Raw genomic sequence first — 14,703 nt, 5'->3', positions numbered from 1 at the left:
CGCGGGGTTAAAGCCCGCGATACGCCCCGCTCAGAACTCCGGCTTGGCGTCGTCGCGCAGTTGCCGGTAGGCGTCCGTGACCGCCGCGATGCCCAGCGTCTGCGTGAGAGCGCTCAGTACGATACCGAGGACCCGGGTCAGCATCGACCCCGAGACGCCGGCGACGGTGCCGACGTCGCCGACGAAAAACGACGCTATCGCCGGGACGCTCCCCACGAGCCCGACGAGTCCGAGTACCACGAGCAGGACCAGCGCCCGCGCCGGGTCGTCCATGAACCGGGCGAAGCTGTTTCGGACGGTCCCGCCGAGGCCGTCCTCGCCGAGAGCTATCTCCTGCCGGAGGTAGACGAACACGGCCAGCAACACGAGGACGCCGGCCGAACTGACGAACGAGGAGACCAGCGTCGTCACCATCCCGCCCAGTTGCCCGAGCACCGGAACGACCTGCTGGAGCACGAACACGACGAGCCCGAACCCGACGCCGAGGACCAGTAGCTGCGACAGCCGGTCGCCGACGGCGTCGACGCGGGTCTCGTCCGGCCCGGCGAAGGCCCGGATAGCCCAAAAGCGGATGCCTTCGTCGGCGAAGACGGCGACGACGGCCAGCACCGCTATCACGGGCAGCGCCACGTCGAGGGCGAGGGGGTTCTGGCTGGTCGCCGCCTGAATCGCCTGTCGCTGCCCTTCGGTGTAGTCCGCGCGGGCGAAGACGATGCCGAACAACTGCTGGGAGAGCGTGCCCGAGACGACGGCGCTGGCGAGGTTGAACAACACCAACACCGCGCCGACGAGCAGTCCCGTCTCGCTCAGTAGGTCGTCGATACCACGTTGGAGGGCGTGGCCGATGTCGAGGGCCATGCGCGGTACGCCACGCGGTCCGATAATAAAAATGTCGACCTCGCTGAAACCATCACGCGGGGAGCGGTCCCACTATCTGTGTTGCGTACAGTTGAGCGGAGAGACGAACCACATCGTAACGTCCGTCCCACGTCAGAAGCGCCGTAGCCGAGTCAGAGCACGTATACAGCGGTCTTGCTCTCCACCCGCATCGTACCACTCCGGCGGTAACCCCTCAAACTACTTCCGGCCGCATACACAACGTATGCATATGAGCACGTCAATCCGTGTCTCTGACGAGACAAAGGAGAAGTTGTCGAGGCTGAAGCGTGAAGACGAGAGTTGGGACGAGTTCCTCGACCGACTGGCGAACGAGGGGGCGGGGATGAACGCTGGCGCATGGAAGGGAACTGGCAAAGCCGAAAAGGCTCGTGAAGCGATCAAACGTTCCCGAGAGAGCTACGAGCAGTGACCCTGCTCGATTCGTCGGTCATCATAGAGTTCCTCGACGGTGTCGCGGAAGTCGTCGAGTTCGTCGACGAACAGCCGACCCTAGCCACCTCTAGTATCTGTATGTACGAAGTTCTCGCCGGAGAGGTGTTTTCGGCAGGTGAGGCAGACCTCATCGAAGCACGTGAGAACTTCGGGCGAGTGGCTACTGTCGGTTTCTCCGAAGAGGTCGCGTTCGAGGCCGCCCGAATGCAGAGTCGCCTCCTCGAATCTGGCACTCCCATGTCACCGCGTGACCTCATGATTGCAGCGACAGCCCGGTCCGAAGGGACGGAGCTGGTCGTCTCCGACGCTGACTTCGATACAGACGGTCTCCGTGAACTACTCACCGTCCGGGAACTTGGACCGTACTAGCTCTCAGACCAGTGTCTTGTCGTGCCAGATCTCCCGACTGCTTCCAACCGTCCCATTCGTTGGCAAAGACACAATAGCTGGCTCGGGCGACGCAGTGACGCGAGCATCCGCCGAGCGACCGGAGAGAGCGAGGTGGTTACCGGACGAAGGAGCGAAGCGACGAGCCGTCCGGCGAGGGCGGCAACGGGGTCGAAACGTCCGCTCGACGGTCAGGGCCAGTCGTCGCGTTCGGTCTCCTCGTTGGCCGTCGCCGCCGGCGCTTCCGGCTCACCCAGTTCCCAGCCGGCCGCCTCGGAAGCCTGTTCGACCGGGAGGTACTCCCAGCCGACCGACTCGGCCAGTTCGGCGTCGTCCTCGTCGGTGCCGACGAAGACGTGCCGGTCGGTGTCGAACTGCTCGCGAACGTTTTCGAGGCTCTCCGAGCGCCCGCGCGGCCCGGAGAAGAAGTCCTGTCGGATGCGGTGTTTCCGGGTGAAGTTCGTCACGACGTAGGTCGGCTGTTCGGAGACGACGCCGACGTACTCCGTCCACTGGCGCGCGTCGGTGAACACGCTGTCGGGGTGGGCCAGCTCTTTGAGCGCGTCGAGGTCGAACGCGAGGGTCATGTCGCCGCTGCCGCCGTCCATGCTGGCTACTCCGCTACCGGGCGAAAAAAGGGCGTCGTTCTCCGCCGCCGAGCCGGTTCGGGCCGCCGACGGTGGTCGGCGAGGCGGCGAGGCTGCCGGTCGCGTTACTCCGCGGGCGCGGCCGTCTGCGCTTTCACTTCTTCGAGGTCGACTTCCTTCTCGAGGAGGAGCTCCTTCTTGTCCGCGACCTGTCGCTCCTCGCGGATGAGCTGTTTGTACGCGGACTGCTGGGAGAGGTCGCCGATGAGCACGCCGCCGACCAGTTGGCCGTCCTCGAAGGCCAGCCGCCGCCACTCGCTGTCGGAGTACTTGCGCTCGGCCTCGTCGTCGCCCCGCGTCGGGTGACCGAACGAGAGGAAGGGGAAATCGAAGTGCGTGATGGAGTACGAGGAGACCCAGCGGAACGTCTCCGACTCCGCGTCGGCGACCATGTTCGAGCCGGCGACCGACCCCTGCTCTTTCGCCGAGCCCCACGCGCCGTTCTGGGCCTGGGCGTCGAGGATGGTGTCGTAGAACTGCGTGATGTCACCGGCCGCGTAGACGTCCTCGGCGTTGGTCTGCATGTACTCGTCGACGACGATGCCGTCGTCCAGTTCGATGCCGGACCCGGCGAGGAACTCGGTGTTGAAGTTCAGCCCGATGGCGACGCCGGCCCACTCGCCCTCGTAGCGGTTGCCGTCGGGGTCGACGGCGGCGGTGACGTGGCCGTCGTCGTCGACCTCGAATCGGTCGACGCCGGAGTCGAAGACCGGCTCGACGCCGTTCTCGCGCAACGCCTCGTGGATTATCTCCGCGCCGTCCTCCGAGAGCGCGTAGCGCCACCAGCGGTTCCCGCGCATCAGGTACTTGGCGTCGACGCCCTGCGCGCCGCAGACCGCGGCGAGGTCGATGCCGAGCAGCCCGGCACCGACGATGATGCCCTGTTCAGCGTCCTCGGCGTGTTCGGCGATGGAGCGCGCGTCCTCGAACGTCCAGAAGTGGTCGATGCCATCGGCATCGGAGTTCTCGACGGGGAGCTGTGCGGGCGTCCCGCCGGTCGCCACCAGCAGCTTGTCGTACTCGTAGTCGTCGCCCGTGTGGGTCTCGACGGTGTGTGCCTCGGTGTCGATCTTCGTCACGTGAGTGTTCAACTGGAGGTCGATGTCGCGCTCGTCGTACCACTCGGGCTCGTGGATGGAGATTGGGGCCTCGGGCAGTTTCCCCTTGGCGAACTCCTTGATGAGGATGCGGTTATAGAGCGCCTCTCCCTCGTCGGTCAGGACTGTCACGGACGCGTCCGGGTCTTCCTCCCGGATAGTCTCGGCCGCGGACGCACCCGCGATGCCATCACCGATTATCACGTGCGACGTGCTCATGCAAGAACGGTAGGCAATCGGCCTTAATGTGGATTGCTATCTGCGTATCGTTTGCGATACCCTCCCGCTCGGCGGCCGAACTCCCGCGTAGTCGGGGCATTGAAGGCCGTCGCGCCCGAACGTGGATGCGATGAAACTCCGCCAGAACGTCAAGCACTTCGCGGCCAAGCAGGCGCTGACGCTCCCGGTGGTCGGCGAGGCGGTCACCGACAGGCTGGTCGACCTCCACACGAACGTCTTCGCCGACAAGGCCGACCCGGAGCGGGCCGACGAGCGCCGCCCCCACCTCGACGACTTCTTCGAGGCGACGATGGACACCTACGTCGCGGCGCTGGACGCGGGCTACCCCGAGGCCGAGGCCCGCGAGATAACCCACGTACAGGCCAACTTCGACTTCTACAACCACGGCTGGACGGAGATGATGGAGTTCCCCAGCGACGAACTCGAAGCCCACTACGACCGCTATTCCGACTTCTTCGCGGCCCACGGCATCACCATCGACGACCCGCTGGGCGAGTTCCGTCCCGCCGACGGCGTCCGCGAGGCCGACTCGACGCCCGAGAAACTGGACGACCCCGAACATCCCCACGCCGAGGGCGGCTTCGCCGACGACGTCTACGTCGAGACCGCCGAGGGCGAGGTCGTCGGCGGCGGGCAGGACGAGCCCGAAGACGTGTCCGTCGACGAGGCCCCGGGCGTGGCCGGCGACGATTCCGAGAACGCCGCGGACTGAGCGGCAGTCAGTCGCTCCGGTCGTCGGTCGCCCCGGGCGACCCGTTCGCGGTCCGACGCCGGGCCGCGACGGCGACGGTCGCCACCAGCCCCAGCCGCGTCCCGGCGAGTGTTCCGTTCACCGCGAAGGCGTACCGGCCCGTCTCCAGTGGCACGGTCACGTCGCGGTGGTTCGCGCCCCGAATCACGTCGCCGGTGGTCCCCAGCGTCCAGACGAACCGCTCACCGGGCAACACCGTCGTCGCCGTCCCGCTCGTCCCCCAGTCGACGACGGTCCAGCGGCCGGGCTGGCGGCGCGCGAGCACCCACCGCGCGTCGCCGGTCTCGAACGGGTCCGCGGTCCGGTTGCGCAGGGCGAACGCGACCCGCGCAGCCGTCTGGGGGCCGACAGCGAGTGTCTCCCGGTCGGCGAGGAGTTCGAGCGCCGGGCCGTCGCGCGCGCTCGCCGGCCCACAGAGCGTTCGCTCGATGCCCGGCTGGAGCGACGGACACGGCGCGGATTGGCCGGCTGGACGACGCTCGGTGGGTGAGGAGTCGGTCGGAACCGGCGCGGGCGTGACCCCGTCGCCGGGGTCGGCCCGCCCGGGACAGCCGGCGAGCGTCCCCAACAGCGCCGCGATGCCGGCGAGGGCGTCCCTCCGTCGCATAGTCCCCGTACGGTCGCCGCCGACAAGAACGGTTGGGCGCTACGCCGACCGGTCGGCGATGCGGTCGGCGCACTCGTAGCCGGCGACGATACCGCCGTTGAGAGAGCGCTCGGGGTACTGGGCGCGGGAGGCCATCCCGGCGTAGTAGACCCCGTCGGCGACCGCGTCGCCGAGGTCGTAGGGGACGACCATGTCGAGATAGCCGCGCTCGTAGACCGGCGCAGTGCGGGGGTTGCGGGCGGTGCGGACCCAGTTGACGGCGTCCCGGTCGAAGTCGGGAAACAGGTCCTCGATGCCCGCGAGCCACGTCTCCCGGACCTCCTCGTCGGACTGCTGCCAGACGTCTTCTTCGGGCGATTGGACGTAGCGGGCGACGTAGAGGAGGTGGTCGCCGCCGTAGCGCTCGGGCGGGACGAAGTTGGTGTGTTCGATGAGCGCGCCGAAGGGCACGTCGTCGTCGATGTTGAGCCAGTAGGTGTCCAGCAGCGACTCGTCCATGCTGACGACCGAGCAGACCGTCCCTTGGAAGTCGATGTCGCAGGCGTAGCCCGTCAGCTCCTCCAGTACGTTCGGCATCGTCGCCACGACGACGCCGTCGACGGCGTGCGTGCGCTCGCCCGCGCCGTCGGCGACGGTCAGCTCCGAGACCGCGTCCCCGGCGGTGTCGAGGTCGGTCACCCGGACGCCGGTCTCGATGTGCTCGCGGCCCACGGCGTCGACGAGGGCGTCGAGCAGGCGGCCGAACCCGCCGTCGAGGTAGCCCAGCACCTCGCCGTTGAGGATGTCGCGCTCGCCGCGGAACTTCACTCGCCCGAGCAGCCACGCGGCGCTCACGTCCTCTTTCCGGTCGCCGAACTTCGCGTCCAGCAGCGGCTCGAAGAAGTTCTCGTAGACGCCCCGGGTCGTGTGCTCGACGACGAACTCCTCGATGGGCACGTCCTCGAAGTCGGCCAGTCGCTCGTAGGTGTCGAACGAGGGGACGCCGCCGCGCACGTCCACGTCGAGCACGAGCATCCCGAGCCGGAAGGTGTCGTACAGCGAGAGGTGGGGGTAGGCCAGAATCTGCCACGGCGTGTCCATCGGGTGGACGACGCCGTCGACGTAGTAGGCGTTCTTCCCGACGCGCCACTCCACGTCCTCGCCCAGCCCCAACTCCGTCGCCAGTTCGACGATGGTCTCCTCGGACTTCGAGAGGTGGTGGTAGAACTTCTCGATGGGGTCACCTGCCGTCTCGTAGACGGCCGCGAGCCCGCCCACGTCGTCGCTCGCTTCGAAGACGCGGACCTCGTGACCGCGTCGCTGGAGGCGGTAGGCCGCCGCGAGTCCGGCGATACCGCCACCGACCACGCCTATCATACCTCGGGGGTACCGACCGTCGGGGGAATTACTTTGTGCTTCGCCGGTCAGCGCTGACCGCCGTCGGCCGACGTGCGCCCGTGGTCGGTCGTCTCGGACTCGCGGACGGAGCCGGGGACGCTCGCCGGCGTCGACGCCTCGCTGGCGCGCTGGAACTCGAGGATAGCGACGGTCCCGGTCGGGTGGTTGTCCTCGAACCACACCTTCCCGCCGTAGAGGTCCATCATCACCGAGACGAAGTACAGGCCGAACCCGCCCGCGGTCTGGTCGGGCGTCATCGACCGCTGGAACATCGTCTCCTTGAGGTCGTCGCTGACTCCGGGCCCGTCGTCCGCGATGCGCAGTTGGAGCCAGTCGCTGGCCTCCCGGAGGTCGATCTCGACGGTCGGCTCGTCGGCGTCGTTGTGCTGGACGGCGTTGGTAAGAACGCTCTCGACGACCTGCTCGACCAGCCCGTTCGCGCGGACGGTGGTCGGGCCGTCGACCGCGAGGTCGATGCGAGCGGCCGGATGCGTCGCTTCGACCGAGTCGACGACCGAGCGGAGCCGTCGGCCGAGGTCGACCGCGTCGAGGCGCTCGGCCTCGCTGGCGGTGACGGTCTCGTTTATCTCCCGGACGGTCTCGCTCATCTCGGTGAGGTCGCGACACCAGTCCGAGATCGTCTCGATGTGGGTCCGGTGGGTCGCGTCGACGCGGCCCTCCAGATACTCGGCCCGCCCCTGCACGACGAGCATCGCGTTCCTGACGGAGTGGCGCAGGACGCCGCTGAAGAACTCCACCTGCTCGCTGCGGCGCTTGACCGCGGCCCGACTGGCGCGCAGTTCCCGCTCGCGCTCGACTTGGTCGAGGGCCACCTGCGTCGTCTGTGCGAGGATGCGCGCGTACTGTCGGTCGTCGTGGGGGTACTCGTCGTCCACGGAGGCGATGGCTAACACGCCGTGGTCGCCGAGCGGGAGCATCAGCGACGAGTCGAGGTCGCCGGTGGCATCGCCGTCGAGGTCGGCGACCCGCGCCTCGCCGCTGTCGTAGGTCTGCCAGAGGTTGTCCTCGGGCATCTCCTCGGGGTCGACGTAGAGCAGATCGTCGTCGACGTGTTCCCGGACGGAGTCGCTGAGCGCCGTCGGTTCGAGGTGCCCCTGCTCGTTGACGAGGAAGACGCCGGACTCGTTTTGCCCGAGGACGCGGATGGCGAAATCGACCGCCAACTGTGCGACCGACTCGGGCTGGTCGGCCTCGATGAACTGCTGTGTGGCGGCCTGTAGCGCTTCGAGCCGGTCTTGTCGGCGCTGCTGGCCCGTGATGTCCCGCAGGACGAGCATCCGCCCGCGAGGGGAGTCGCGCCGGTCAGTAATCGCGCTGACGTGTATCTCGTAGAACGTCAGCGGGTCCTGCGTTGTGAACGTCTCGCCGCTACCGACGGCCGAGAGCAGCGTCGGGACGACGGGCTGGATGTCGCTCGCGTCGGGGTCGGACCCGTCGACGAGCACCCCGGCGGCCGCGTTGAAGTCGGTGACGGTGTCGTCGGTGTCGAGCACGATGACCGGGTCCGGTAGTTCCTCGACGAGGTGGTCGCCCGCCAGCGGTGCGGCCGAGAGGAACTCGTAGTTGAACAGCGCGAACCCGACGACGAGACCGGTCAGCGCGAACGTCAGGGGGGCGATGTTCAGGCCCGGGTGGGGCGTCGCACCCAGCAGGAACAACGCGTGGGCTCCCGCGGTCAACACCCCGCCGGCGAGGATGGCGAACGTCTGTCGCCGGTAGCGGTTCCGCGACCGGAGCAGGAACTCGCCCAGCAGGACGTAGCCGACGCCCAGCAGGGCGTAGGAGACGACGGTCTGGACGCCGTACAGCGCCCCCGTTCTGGCGACGAACAGCGTCAGCCCGGACTGGGTGAGCGCCGCGATGTCGACCGAGACGACCCCGTCGAGCGGGGCCGCCAGCGCGAGCGCGTAGAGGTTGGGAACGACCGCGACGGCTGCGAGTCGGCCCGGGGTGAACCAGTCGCGCCGGTCGGTGTAGACGAGCGCGAACACGAGCCAGAACGTCACTACCAGCCCCGAACTGAACCGCGTGAGGCCGAAAATCGTCGCCGCCGACTGCCGCGAGGAGACGGTCAGCCACGCGGCTTCGAGGAAACACCAGCTCCCGGCGGCGAGCATCAGACAGCCGAAGGCGGCGCTGCCCGGCACGTCACGGTGTTGCCAGCTCACCGCGGCGAGCCCGAGACTCACCACCCCACCCGCAACCGTCGCGCTGACGAGTAGCGCCCCCACGTCGAACTCCATACCTCTGGCTTACTGGTACCCTCTGACCTCTCACTCTTAGGACTTTGGGCCGCGTTCTCAATCGTGAGAGCGACCGTCACGCCCCCGTCGGACCCCCGTGCCGCGGGGCTGTGGCGGTCCGCTACCTTTTTGGCGACACTCCTGAAACTCGCAGACATGCTAACCGTCCGGGCACCGGCTACCAGCGCGAACCTCGGGAGCGGGTTCGACGTCTTCGGCGTCGCGCTGGAGCGTCCCGCCGACGTGGTCCGACTGGAACGGGCCGACCGGACGACCATCGAGGTGACCGGGGCTGGGAGCCAGTTCATCCCCGAGGACCCCGAGAAAAACACCGTCGGTGCCGTCGCCGAGGCACTGGACGCGCCCGCTCGCATCCAGATAGACAAGGGCGTCCGGCCGGCGTCGGGACTGGGGTCGTCGGCAGCCAGCGCCGCCGCGGCCGCGGTCGGCCTCAACGAACTGTACGACCGGGGCCACTCCCGCGAGGAGTTGGTCCCCATCGCCGCCAAGGGCGAGGCCGTCGTCTCCGGCGACGCTCACGACGACAACGTCGCGCCCTCTATCATGGGCGGGTTCACCGTCGCAACCGACGGCGGCGTCGCGCAGGTCGACGCCGACATCCCGCTGGTGGCCTGCCTGCCCGACATCGTCGTCTCGACCCGGGACGCCCGCCGGGTGGTCCCGGAGACGGCCCGCGTCGAGCAACTGGTCGAGACGGTCGGCAACGCCGCGACGCTGACGACCGGGATGCACCGCGACGACCCCGACCTCGTGGGCCGCGGGATGCACGACAGCGTCGTCACGCCCGCCCGCGCGGAACTCATCGACGGCTACGAGCAGGTCCGTGACGCGGCGCTGGCGGCGGGCGCGACCGGCGTCACCATCTCCGGGGCCGGGCCGACGGTCGTCGCCGCCTGCCACGAGGGCGACCGCCGGGCCATCGCGGGGACGATGCTCGACACCTTCGCCGAGCGCGGCGTCGACGCCCGCGCCTACCAGACCCGAATCGGGCGCGGGGCCGAACTGTTCTCGACCTGACCGCCGTCGGTCTTCGACCGCCACAGGCTCTTTGTGCTGCCGTCCGACACCTCGGGTATGACCAGCACGGTCGTCCTCTGTGACAACAAGACCGTCGACCCGGAGACCCAGTCGGAGATTCTCGAAGCCGCGGGCGCGACCGTCGAGATACTGGACGAGAAGACGGAGACGGCGGTGACCGAGGCGGTACAGGGCGCGGCGGGCATCATCGTCGACGCCGCCACCCCGGTGACGGCGGCGGCACTCGCGGCGACGGACACGCTCGAAGTCGTCGGCCGGGCCGGCATCGGCGTGGACAACGTCGACGTGGACGCGGCCGCCGACCGCGGCGTCACGGTCGTCAACGTCCCGGACTACTGTTTAGACGAAGTGTCGACCCACGCGCTCTCGCTCCTGCTTGCCTGTGTCCGCTCGGTCCCGCGGTACGACCGGTCGGTACGCGACGGCGAGTGGGACTGGCAGGTCGGCGCGCCGCTGCACCGGCTGGCCGGGCGGACGCTCGGGCTGGCCGGTTTCGGCAACATCGCCCGCCGACTGGCCGCGAAGCTCCGGTCGTTCGAGGTGGACGTGGTCGCTCACGACCCGAACGTCGGCCCGCAGCGGATGCGCGACTACGGCGTCGCGGCGGTCGACTTCGACGGACTGCTGGCCGAGAGCGACCACCTCTCGATACACCTGCCGCTGTACGAGCGGACCCGTGGGCTGTTCTCGACGGCCGAGTTCGAGCGGCTCCCGGACCACGCCGTCGTCGTCAACACCGCCCGCGGCCCGGTCGTCGACGAGGCGGCGCTGGCCGCGGCGCTGGACGCCGGCGAGGTGGCCGCGGCGGGACTGGACGTGCTGGCGAGCGAACCGCCCGCCGACGACCACCCGCTGGTCGGCCGCGAGGACGTGGTGGTGACGCCACACGTCGGCTGGTACGCCGAGGAGAGTCGGGCGGACCTCTCGCGGGGCGTCGCCGGCGACGTAGCCGCCGTCCTCCGGGGCGAGGAGCCACAGAACCCCGTCGACCCGGAGACGCCGTGGCTCTGAGGCGACGAGCGCGGCCCCGGAAGCGGCGAGAGTCGGGGCGGGCGACGCTCACCCGCCGCGGACGAACTCGTTGCGCACGTCGTGGAGGACCTCCTCGGCGTGGCCCTCGGGGTCCTGCAGTTCGGGGTCGTAGACCGCCTTGACCTCGCCGTCGGCCAGCACGAACGTCCGGCGGCCGGTGTGGCCGTCGGCGGTGTCCAGTCCGAACGCCTCGGCCACCGCGCCGTCGGGGTCGGCGAGCAGGTCGTACAGCAGGTCCTCCTCCTCGGCAAAGTCGGCGTGGGTCTCGACGTCGTCCATCGAGACACCGTAGACCGTCACACCGCCCTCCTGAAACTGCGGGAGGTGCGACTGGAAGTCCCGCGCCTCGATGGTACAGCCGCCGGTGAAGTCCTTCGGATAGAAGTACACCACCGTCGGGTCGGCAAACGAAGGCGCGACCGTCTCGCCGCGCTGGTTCGACGCACTGACCTCGGGTGCCGGGTCGCCCGGTTCGAGCATACCCCACGTACCGACCGCCGACACTACCGCCTTGGGGTCACGGCAGCACGGGCCGGGAGGGTGCGCGCGGATTTGGACAACCATTTAACCGCCCCCGGAGAAGCCGCGTCCATGTCGAACCCGCGAATCCTGATTCTCGGACCGCCGGGAGCCGGCAAAGGGACACAGAGCACGAACATCGCCGAGGCCTACGGCGTCGAACACGTCACCACCGGCGACGCGCTCCGGGCCAACAAGGACATGGACATCAGCGACATGGACACGGAGTACGACACGCCCCGCGAGTACATGGAGGCCGGCGACCTCGTCCCCGACGCCGTCGTCAACGCCATCGTCGACGAGGCGCTCTCGCAGGCCGACGGGTTCGTGCTGGACGGCTACCCGCGCAACCTCGAACAGGCCGAGGAACTGGCCGGGATGACCGACCTCGACGTGATTCTGTCGCTCGACGTCGGGCGCGAGGAACTGGTCGACCGACTCACCGGTCGCCGCGTCTGTGACGACTGCGGTGCGAACTATCACGTCGAGTTCAATCAGCCCGAGACGGCCGGCGTCTGCGACGAGTGTGGCGGCGACCTCGTCCAGCGCGACGACGACAACGAGGAGTCCGTGCGCAACCGGCTGGACGTCTTCGACGAGAACACCCAACCCGTCATCGACCACTACGCCGACGACGACGGCTTCGTCGCCATCGACGGCGAGCAGACCCCCGACGAGGTCTGGACCGACATCGAGGCCGCCGTCGGCGAACAGGCAGAGTAAAACGTTGATAAGCCGTCACCGCTGAACACAGGACAATGGCACGCATCGCACCGAAGGTCGACCGGCTCGCCGAGGAGGGCGAGGCCGACGCGCTCCGGACCGCGCTCTCGGTCGCCGAGGAGCAGGGGACCGTCACGTGGAGCGACGTCAGCGACGACCTCACGAGCGGCGAGTGGGGGCGGCTCATCGAGTCGGGCCTGCTGGTCGACGCCGACGGCGAGGGGTTCGTCATCGACGACCCCGAGGGCGTCCGCGAGGCGCTCGACGGCTCCGACGCCGAGGTCGACGACGAGGACGAGGACGGCGGCTGGAGTACGTGGGACAAGCTCGCCGGCCTCGGGACGCTCGGGCTGTTCGCCGGCTACTCGCTCAACACCGTCCGGGACGCCATCGGCGGCACGCTCGACATCGTCATCGGACCGATGGCCGAGATACTCCCCTTCTACGTCGTCATCCTCGTGTTGGCGATGTTCACCGGGGTCACCTCGACGCTCCTGCAGGACCACCTGATGGACATGTCCGGCATGTCCGAACACCAAGAGAAGATGCAGGACCTGCAGGACCGTCGCAAAGAGGCCAAAGAGCGGGGCGACGACGAGGCGCTGGACCGCCTCGAAGAGGAGCAGATGGAGCTGATGAGCGACCAGATGGGCATGTTCAAACAGCAGTTTCGCCCGATGGTCTGGATAATGCTCATCAACATCCCCGTGTTCCTCTGGCTGTACTGGCAGGTCTTCGGCGGTATCCTGCAGGTCGAGGCACCGGTCGTCGTGATGCCCATCGTCGGCGGGGTGACCGGCTGGCAAAGCGGTGTCGCCGGCCCGCTGCAGGCGTGGATTCTCTGGTACTTCCTCTGCTCGCTGTCCTTCACCCAGATAATCCGGAAGGCGCTCAACGTCGAGACGTCGCCGACCGGATAGACAGCCCTTTTTACCCGGCCCGCCGGAGGTGAGATATGTTGGTTACCGTCTCCGGCCCCGCCGGGAGCGGCAAGAGTACGCTCGCAAAGAGCCTCGCTGACGCCCTCGATTACGACCACGTCAGCGGCGGCGACATCTTCCGCGAGCTCGCCGAGGAGCGGGGGATGACGCCACTGGAACTGAACAAGGCCGCCGAGGAGGACGCCCAGATAGACCGCGACCTCGACCGCCGGCTGCGCGACATCGCCAAAGAGCGGGACGACCTCGTGTTGGAGTCGCGGCTGGCCGGCTGGATGGCCGGCGAGTACGCCGACATCAAGCTCTGGCTCACCGCGCCGCTGTCGGTCCGGGCCGACCGCATCGCCCAGCGGGAGAACAAACCCTACGAGCAGGCCAAGACCGAGACCCGCGAGCGCGGCGAGAGCGAGGCCCAGCGCTACGCCGAGTACTACGACATCGACTTCGAAGACCTCTCTATCTACGACCTCTCGGTCAACACCGCCCGCTGGGACCCCCAAGGCGTCCTGAGCGTCTCCCTACACGCCATCGACTCCTACCGGCCCGACGGCGACGAGGGGAAAGCGCCCATCGAGGACGTGCGCTACGAGTTCTGAGCCGATGCTACGCTCCCCGCCCGAGGACCGCTCGCCCGCCGAACTGCTCGCGTTCGGCGTCGTCAACCTCGACAAGCCCCCCGGCCCGTCCGCCCATCAGGTCGCGGCGTGGGTCCGGGACGCCACCGGCCAGTCCCGGGTGGCCCACGGCGGGACGCTGGACCCGAAGGTAACCGGCTGTCTGCCCGTCCTGCTCGGCGATGCCGCCAGGATGGCCCGTGTCTTCGACGACGCCGTCAAGGAGTACGTCGCCGTGCTGGAACTCCACGACGCCGCTCCCGCGGACTTCGAATCGGTCGTCGCGGCGTTCGAGGGCGACATCTACCAGAAACCGCCGCGCAAGAGCGCCGTGAAACGCCGACTCCGGACCCGCACCGTCCACTCGCTGGACGTGCTGGAACGGAGCGACCGCCGGGCGCTGCTGCGGGTGCGCTGTGAGTCGGGGACGTACGTCCGGAAACTCTGTCACGACCTCGGACTGGCGCTGGGTACCGGCGCGCACATGGGCGACCTGCGCCGCACCGCCACCGGTACCTTCGACGACGCCGCTCTCGTGACGATGCACGACCTCGTCGACGCGCTCGCCTTTGCCGACGAGGGTAACGAGGCCCCGCTGCGCGAGGTCGTCTCGCCGGCCGAGCGCGCGCTGGTCCACCTCCCGCGGCTGACCGTCGCCGAAAGTGCCGCCCGGGCGGTCGCCGACGGCGCGCCGGTGTACGCCCCCGGCGTCCTCGACGCTGCGCCGGCGAAAGTTGGCGGGGCGGTGCCGACCGAAGGCGACCTCCTCGCCTGCTACACGCCCGACGGAACCGCCGTCTGTCTGGGTACCCTCGTCGGCGACCCCGACGCCGACGACGGGACCGTCGTCGACCTCGAACGCGTCCTCGTCTGAGACGGGCCGTCGCGGCCCGTCCATCGGTCGCCGAGCGCGACGACGACGTACGCGGCACCGCCACGCGAGACCCCACCACGGCGTCGGCGAAGCGAAGCCCTTAATTAAACCACCACCCTCCTCCCGAGTGCGGGACCGTGGGGTAGCGGTATCCTCGGCGCATGGGGTGCGTCGGACCTGAGTTCGAATCTCGGCGGTCCCACTCCAAAACAAAGGTTAGCGGCCCTTTTTGCCGCATTCTC

General features: G+C 68.6%; 16 protein-coding genes and 1 tRNA gene. 10 read left to right on the top strand and 7 right to left on the bottom strand.

What is annotated here, in order from left to right:
* Nucleotides 1-30: 30 nt before the first annotated feature.
* A complete protein-coding gene (locus tag ACV7JO_RS03455) occupies nt 31-858 on the bottom strand; it encodes a DUF7847 domain-containing protein (RefSeq protein WP_470354949.1) in 828 nt (275 codons plus the stop codon).
* Between the two features lie 250 nt (nt 859-1,108).
* On the opposite strand from ACV7JO_RS03455, the gene ACV7JO_RS03450 reads away from it, so the two are divergent.
* Nucleotides 1,109-1,309, top strand: coding sequence for a DUF7557 family protein (locus tag ACV7JO_RS03450; RefSeq protein ID WP_470354948.1), 201 nt, complete (start codon nt 1,109-1,111; stop codon nt 1,307-1,309).
* On the top strand, nt 1,306-1,701 hold the full coding sequence (locus ACV7JO_RS03445; protein WP_470354947.1) for a PIN domain-containing protein: 396 nt from the start codon (nt 1,306-1,308) through the stop codon (nt 1,699-1,701). The genes ACV7JO_RS03450 and ACV7JO_RS03445 overlap by 4 nt, the downstream gene beginning before the upstream one ends.
* Nucleotides 1,702-1,910: 209 nt before the next feature.
* On the opposite strand, the gene ACV7JO_RS03440 is transcribed toward ACV7JO_RS03445, so the two are convergent.
* Nucleotides 1,911-2,327: a DUF7124 domain-containing protein gene (locus ACV7JO_RS03440; RefSeq protein ID WP_470354946.1), complete on the bottom strand. Its 417-nt coding sequence runs from the start codon at nt 2,325-2,327 to the stop codon at nt 1,911-1,913.
* Nucleotides 2,328-2,431: 104 nt separating this feature from the next.
* The gene (locus ACV7JO_RS03435) at nt 2,432-3,682 is read right to left on the bottom strand and encodes an NAD(P)/FAD-dependent oxidoreductase (RefSeq protein ID WP_470354945.1); all 1,251 of its coding nucleotides are present in this window, start codon (nt 3,680-3,682) and stop codon (nt 2,432-2,434) included.
* A 130-nt stretch (nt 3,683-3,812) separates the two neighbouring features.
* Here ACV7JO_RS03435 and ACV7JO_RS03430 point away from each other — a divergent pair, with 130 nt between their 5' ends.
* Nucleotides 3,813-4,415 (top strand): DUF6149 family protein, encoded by a 603-nt coding sequence (locus ACV7JO_RS03430; RefSeq protein ID WP_470354944.1) that lies wholly within the window; start codon nt 3,813-3,815, stop codon nt 4,413-4,415.
* Between the two features lie 7 nt (nt 4,416-4,422).
* On the opposite strand, the gene ACV7JO_RS03425 is transcribed toward ACV7JO_RS03430, so the two are convergent.
* The 3 genes from ACV7JO_RS03425 to ACV7JO_RS03415 are packed head-to-tail and all read right to left on the bottom strand — an operon-like array spanning nt 4,423 to nt 8,702.
* Complete coding sequence (locus ACV7JO_RS03425) at nt 4,423-5,061, bottom strand: hypothetical protein (RefSeq protein ID WP_470354943.1); 639 nt, start codon at nt 5,059-5,061, stop codon at nt 4,423-4,425.
* A gap of 39 nt (nt 5,062-5,100) precedes the next feature.
* Entirely contained in the window at nt 5,101-6,417 is a 1,317-nt protein-coding gene (locus ACV7JO_RS03420; RefSeq protein ID WP_470354942.1) for an NAD(P)/FAD-dependent oxidoreductase, read from the bottom strand.
* A gap of 47 nt (nt 6,418-6,464) precedes the next feature.
* Nucleotides 6,465-8,702, bottom strand: coding sequence for a sensor histidine kinase (locus tag ACV7JO_RS03415; protein ID WP_470354941.1), 2,238 nt, complete (start codon nt 8,700-8,702; stop codon nt 6,465-6,467).
* A gap of 156 nt (nt 8,703-8,858) precedes the next feature.
* Here ACV7JO_RS03415 and ACV7JO_RS03410 point away from each other — a divergent pair, with 156 nt between their 5' ends.
* Nucleotides 8,859-9,740, top strand: coding sequence for a homoserine kinase (locus tag ACV7JO_RS03410; RefSeq protein ID WP_470354940.1), 882 nt, complete (start codon nt 8,859-8,861; stop codon nt 9,738-9,740).
* A 57-nt stretch (nt 9,741-9,797) separates the two neighbouring features.
* Nucleotides 9,798-10,772 (top strand): C-terminal binding protein, encoded by a 975-nt coding sequence (locus ACV7JO_RS03405; RefSeq protein WP_470354939.1) that lies wholly within the window; start codon nt 9,798-9,800, stop codon nt 10,770-10,772.
* A 48-nt stretch (nt 10,773-10,820) separates the two neighbouring features.
* Here ACV7JO_RS03405 and ACV7JO_RS03400 read toward each other — a convergent pair whose 3' ends face one another.
* A complete protein-coding gene (locus ACV7JO_RS03400; protein WP_470354938.1) occupies nt 10,821-11,273 on the bottom strand; it encodes a peroxiredoxin in 453 nt (150 codons plus the stop codon).
* A gap of 111 nt (nt 11,274-11,384) precedes the next feature.
* Here ACV7JO_RS03400 and ACV7JO_RS03395 point away from each other — a divergent pair, with 111 nt between their 5' ends.
* The 5 genes from ACV7JO_RS03395 (at nt 11,385) to ACV7JO_RS03375 (ending at nt 14,663) form a co-directional block, all read left to right on the top strand.
* Entirely contained in the window at nt 11,385-12,035 is a 651-nt protein-coding gene (locus ACV7JO_RS03395; RefSeq protein ID WP_470354937.1) for an adenylate kinase, read from the top strand.
* A 35-nt stretch (nt 12,036-12,070) separates the two neighbouring features.
* Entirely contained in the window at nt 12,071-12,955 is an 885-nt protein-coding gene (locus tag ACV7JO_RS03390) for a DUF106 domain-containing protein (RefSeq protein WP_470354936.1), read from the top strand.
* A 35-nt stretch (nt 12,956-12,990) separates the two neighbouring features.
* Nucleotides 12,991-13,569: a (d)CMP kinase gene (cmk, locus tag ACV7JO_RS03385; RefSeq protein ID WP_470354935.1), complete on the top strand. Its 579-nt coding sequence runs from the start codon at nt 12,991-12,993 to the stop codon at nt 13,567-13,569.
* A 4-nt stretch (nt 13,570-13,573) separates the two neighbouring features.
* The gene (locus ACV7JO_RS03380) at nt 13,574-14,461 is read left to right on the top strand and encodes an RNA-guided pseudouridylation complex pseudouridine synthase subunit Cbf5 (protein ID WP_470354934.1); all 888 of its coding nucleotides are present in this window, start codon (nt 13,574-13,576) and stop codon (nt 14,459-14,461) included.
* Nucleotides 14,462-14,592: 131 nt separating this feature from the next.
* Nucleotides 14,593-14,663, top strand: a tRNA-Pro gene (locus ACV7JO_RS03375).
* Nucleotides 14,664-14,703: the final 40 nt, after the last annotated feature.

This window comes from Haloarcula sp. MBLA0138 (assembly GCF_055632455.1).
Note: the sequence above shows the minus strand (reverse complement) of the source record. Positions and strands in the feature narration are given on the sequence as shown.

Bases quoted from the DNA above. Each gene is read 5' to 3' on its own strand.
- ACV7JO_RS03455 (WP_470354949.1), bottom strand. From the start codon at position 858: ATGGCCCTCGACATCGGCCACGCCCTCCAACGTGGTATCGACGACCTA.
- ACV7JO_RS03405 (WP_470354939.1), top strand. From the start codon at position 9,798: ATGACCAGCACGGTCGTCCTCTGTGACAACAAGACCGTCGACCCGGAG.
- ACV7JO_RS03430 (WP_470354944.1), top strand. From the start codon at position 3,813: ATGAAACTCCGCCAGAACGTCAAGCACTTCGCGGCCAAGCAGGCGCTG.
- ACV7JO_RS03410 (WP_470354940.1), top strand. From the start codon at position 8,859: ATGCTAACCGTCCGGGCACCGGCTACCAGCGCGAACCTCGGGAGCGGG.
- ACV7JO_RS03425 (WP_470354943.1), bottom strand. From the start codon at position 5,061: ATGCGACGGAGGGACGCCCTCGCCGGCATCGCGGCGCTGTTGGGGACG.
- ACV7JO_RS03400 (WP_470354938.1), bottom strand. From the start codon at position 11,273: ATGCTCGAACCGGGCGACCCGGCACCCGAGGTCAGTGCGTCGAACCAG.
- ACV7JO_RS03415 (WP_470354941.1), bottom strand. From the start codon at position 8,702: ATGGAGTTCGACGTGGGGGCGCTACTCGTCAGCGCGACGGTTGCGGGT.
- ACV7JO_RS03435 (WP_470354945.1), bottom strand. From the start codon at position 3,682: ATGAGCACGTCGCACGTGATAATCGGTGATGGCATCGCGGGTGCGTCC.
- ACV7JO_RS03420 (WP_470354942.1), bottom strand. From the start codon at position 6,417: ATGATAGGCGTGGTCGGTGGCGGTATCGCCGGACTCGCGGCGGCCTAC.
- cmk (WP_470354935.1), top strand. From the start codon at position 12,991: ATGTTGGTTACCGTCTCCGGCCCCGCCGGGAGCGGCAAGAGTACGCTC.
- ACV7JO_RS03380 (WP_470354934.1), top strand. From the start codon at position 13,574: ATGCTACGCTCCCCGCCCGAGGACCGCTCGCCCGCCGAACTGCTCGCG.
- ACV7JO_RS03440 (WP_470354946.1), bottom strand. From the start codon at position 2,327: ATGGACGGCGGCAGCGGCGACATGACCCTCGCGTTCGACCTCGACGCG.
- ACV7JO_RS03450 (WP_470354948.1), top strand. From the start codon at position 1,109: ATGAGCACGTCAATCCGTGTCTCTGACGAGACAAAGGAGAAGTTGTCG.
- ACV7JO_RS03390 (WP_470354936.1), top strand. From the start codon at position 12,071: ATGGCACGCATCGCACCGAAGGTCGACCGGCTCGCCGAGGAGGGCGAG.
- ACV7JO_RS03395 (WP_470354937.1), top strand. From the start codon at position 11,385: ATGTCGAACCCGCGAATCCTGATTCTCGGACCGCCGGGAGCCGGCAAA.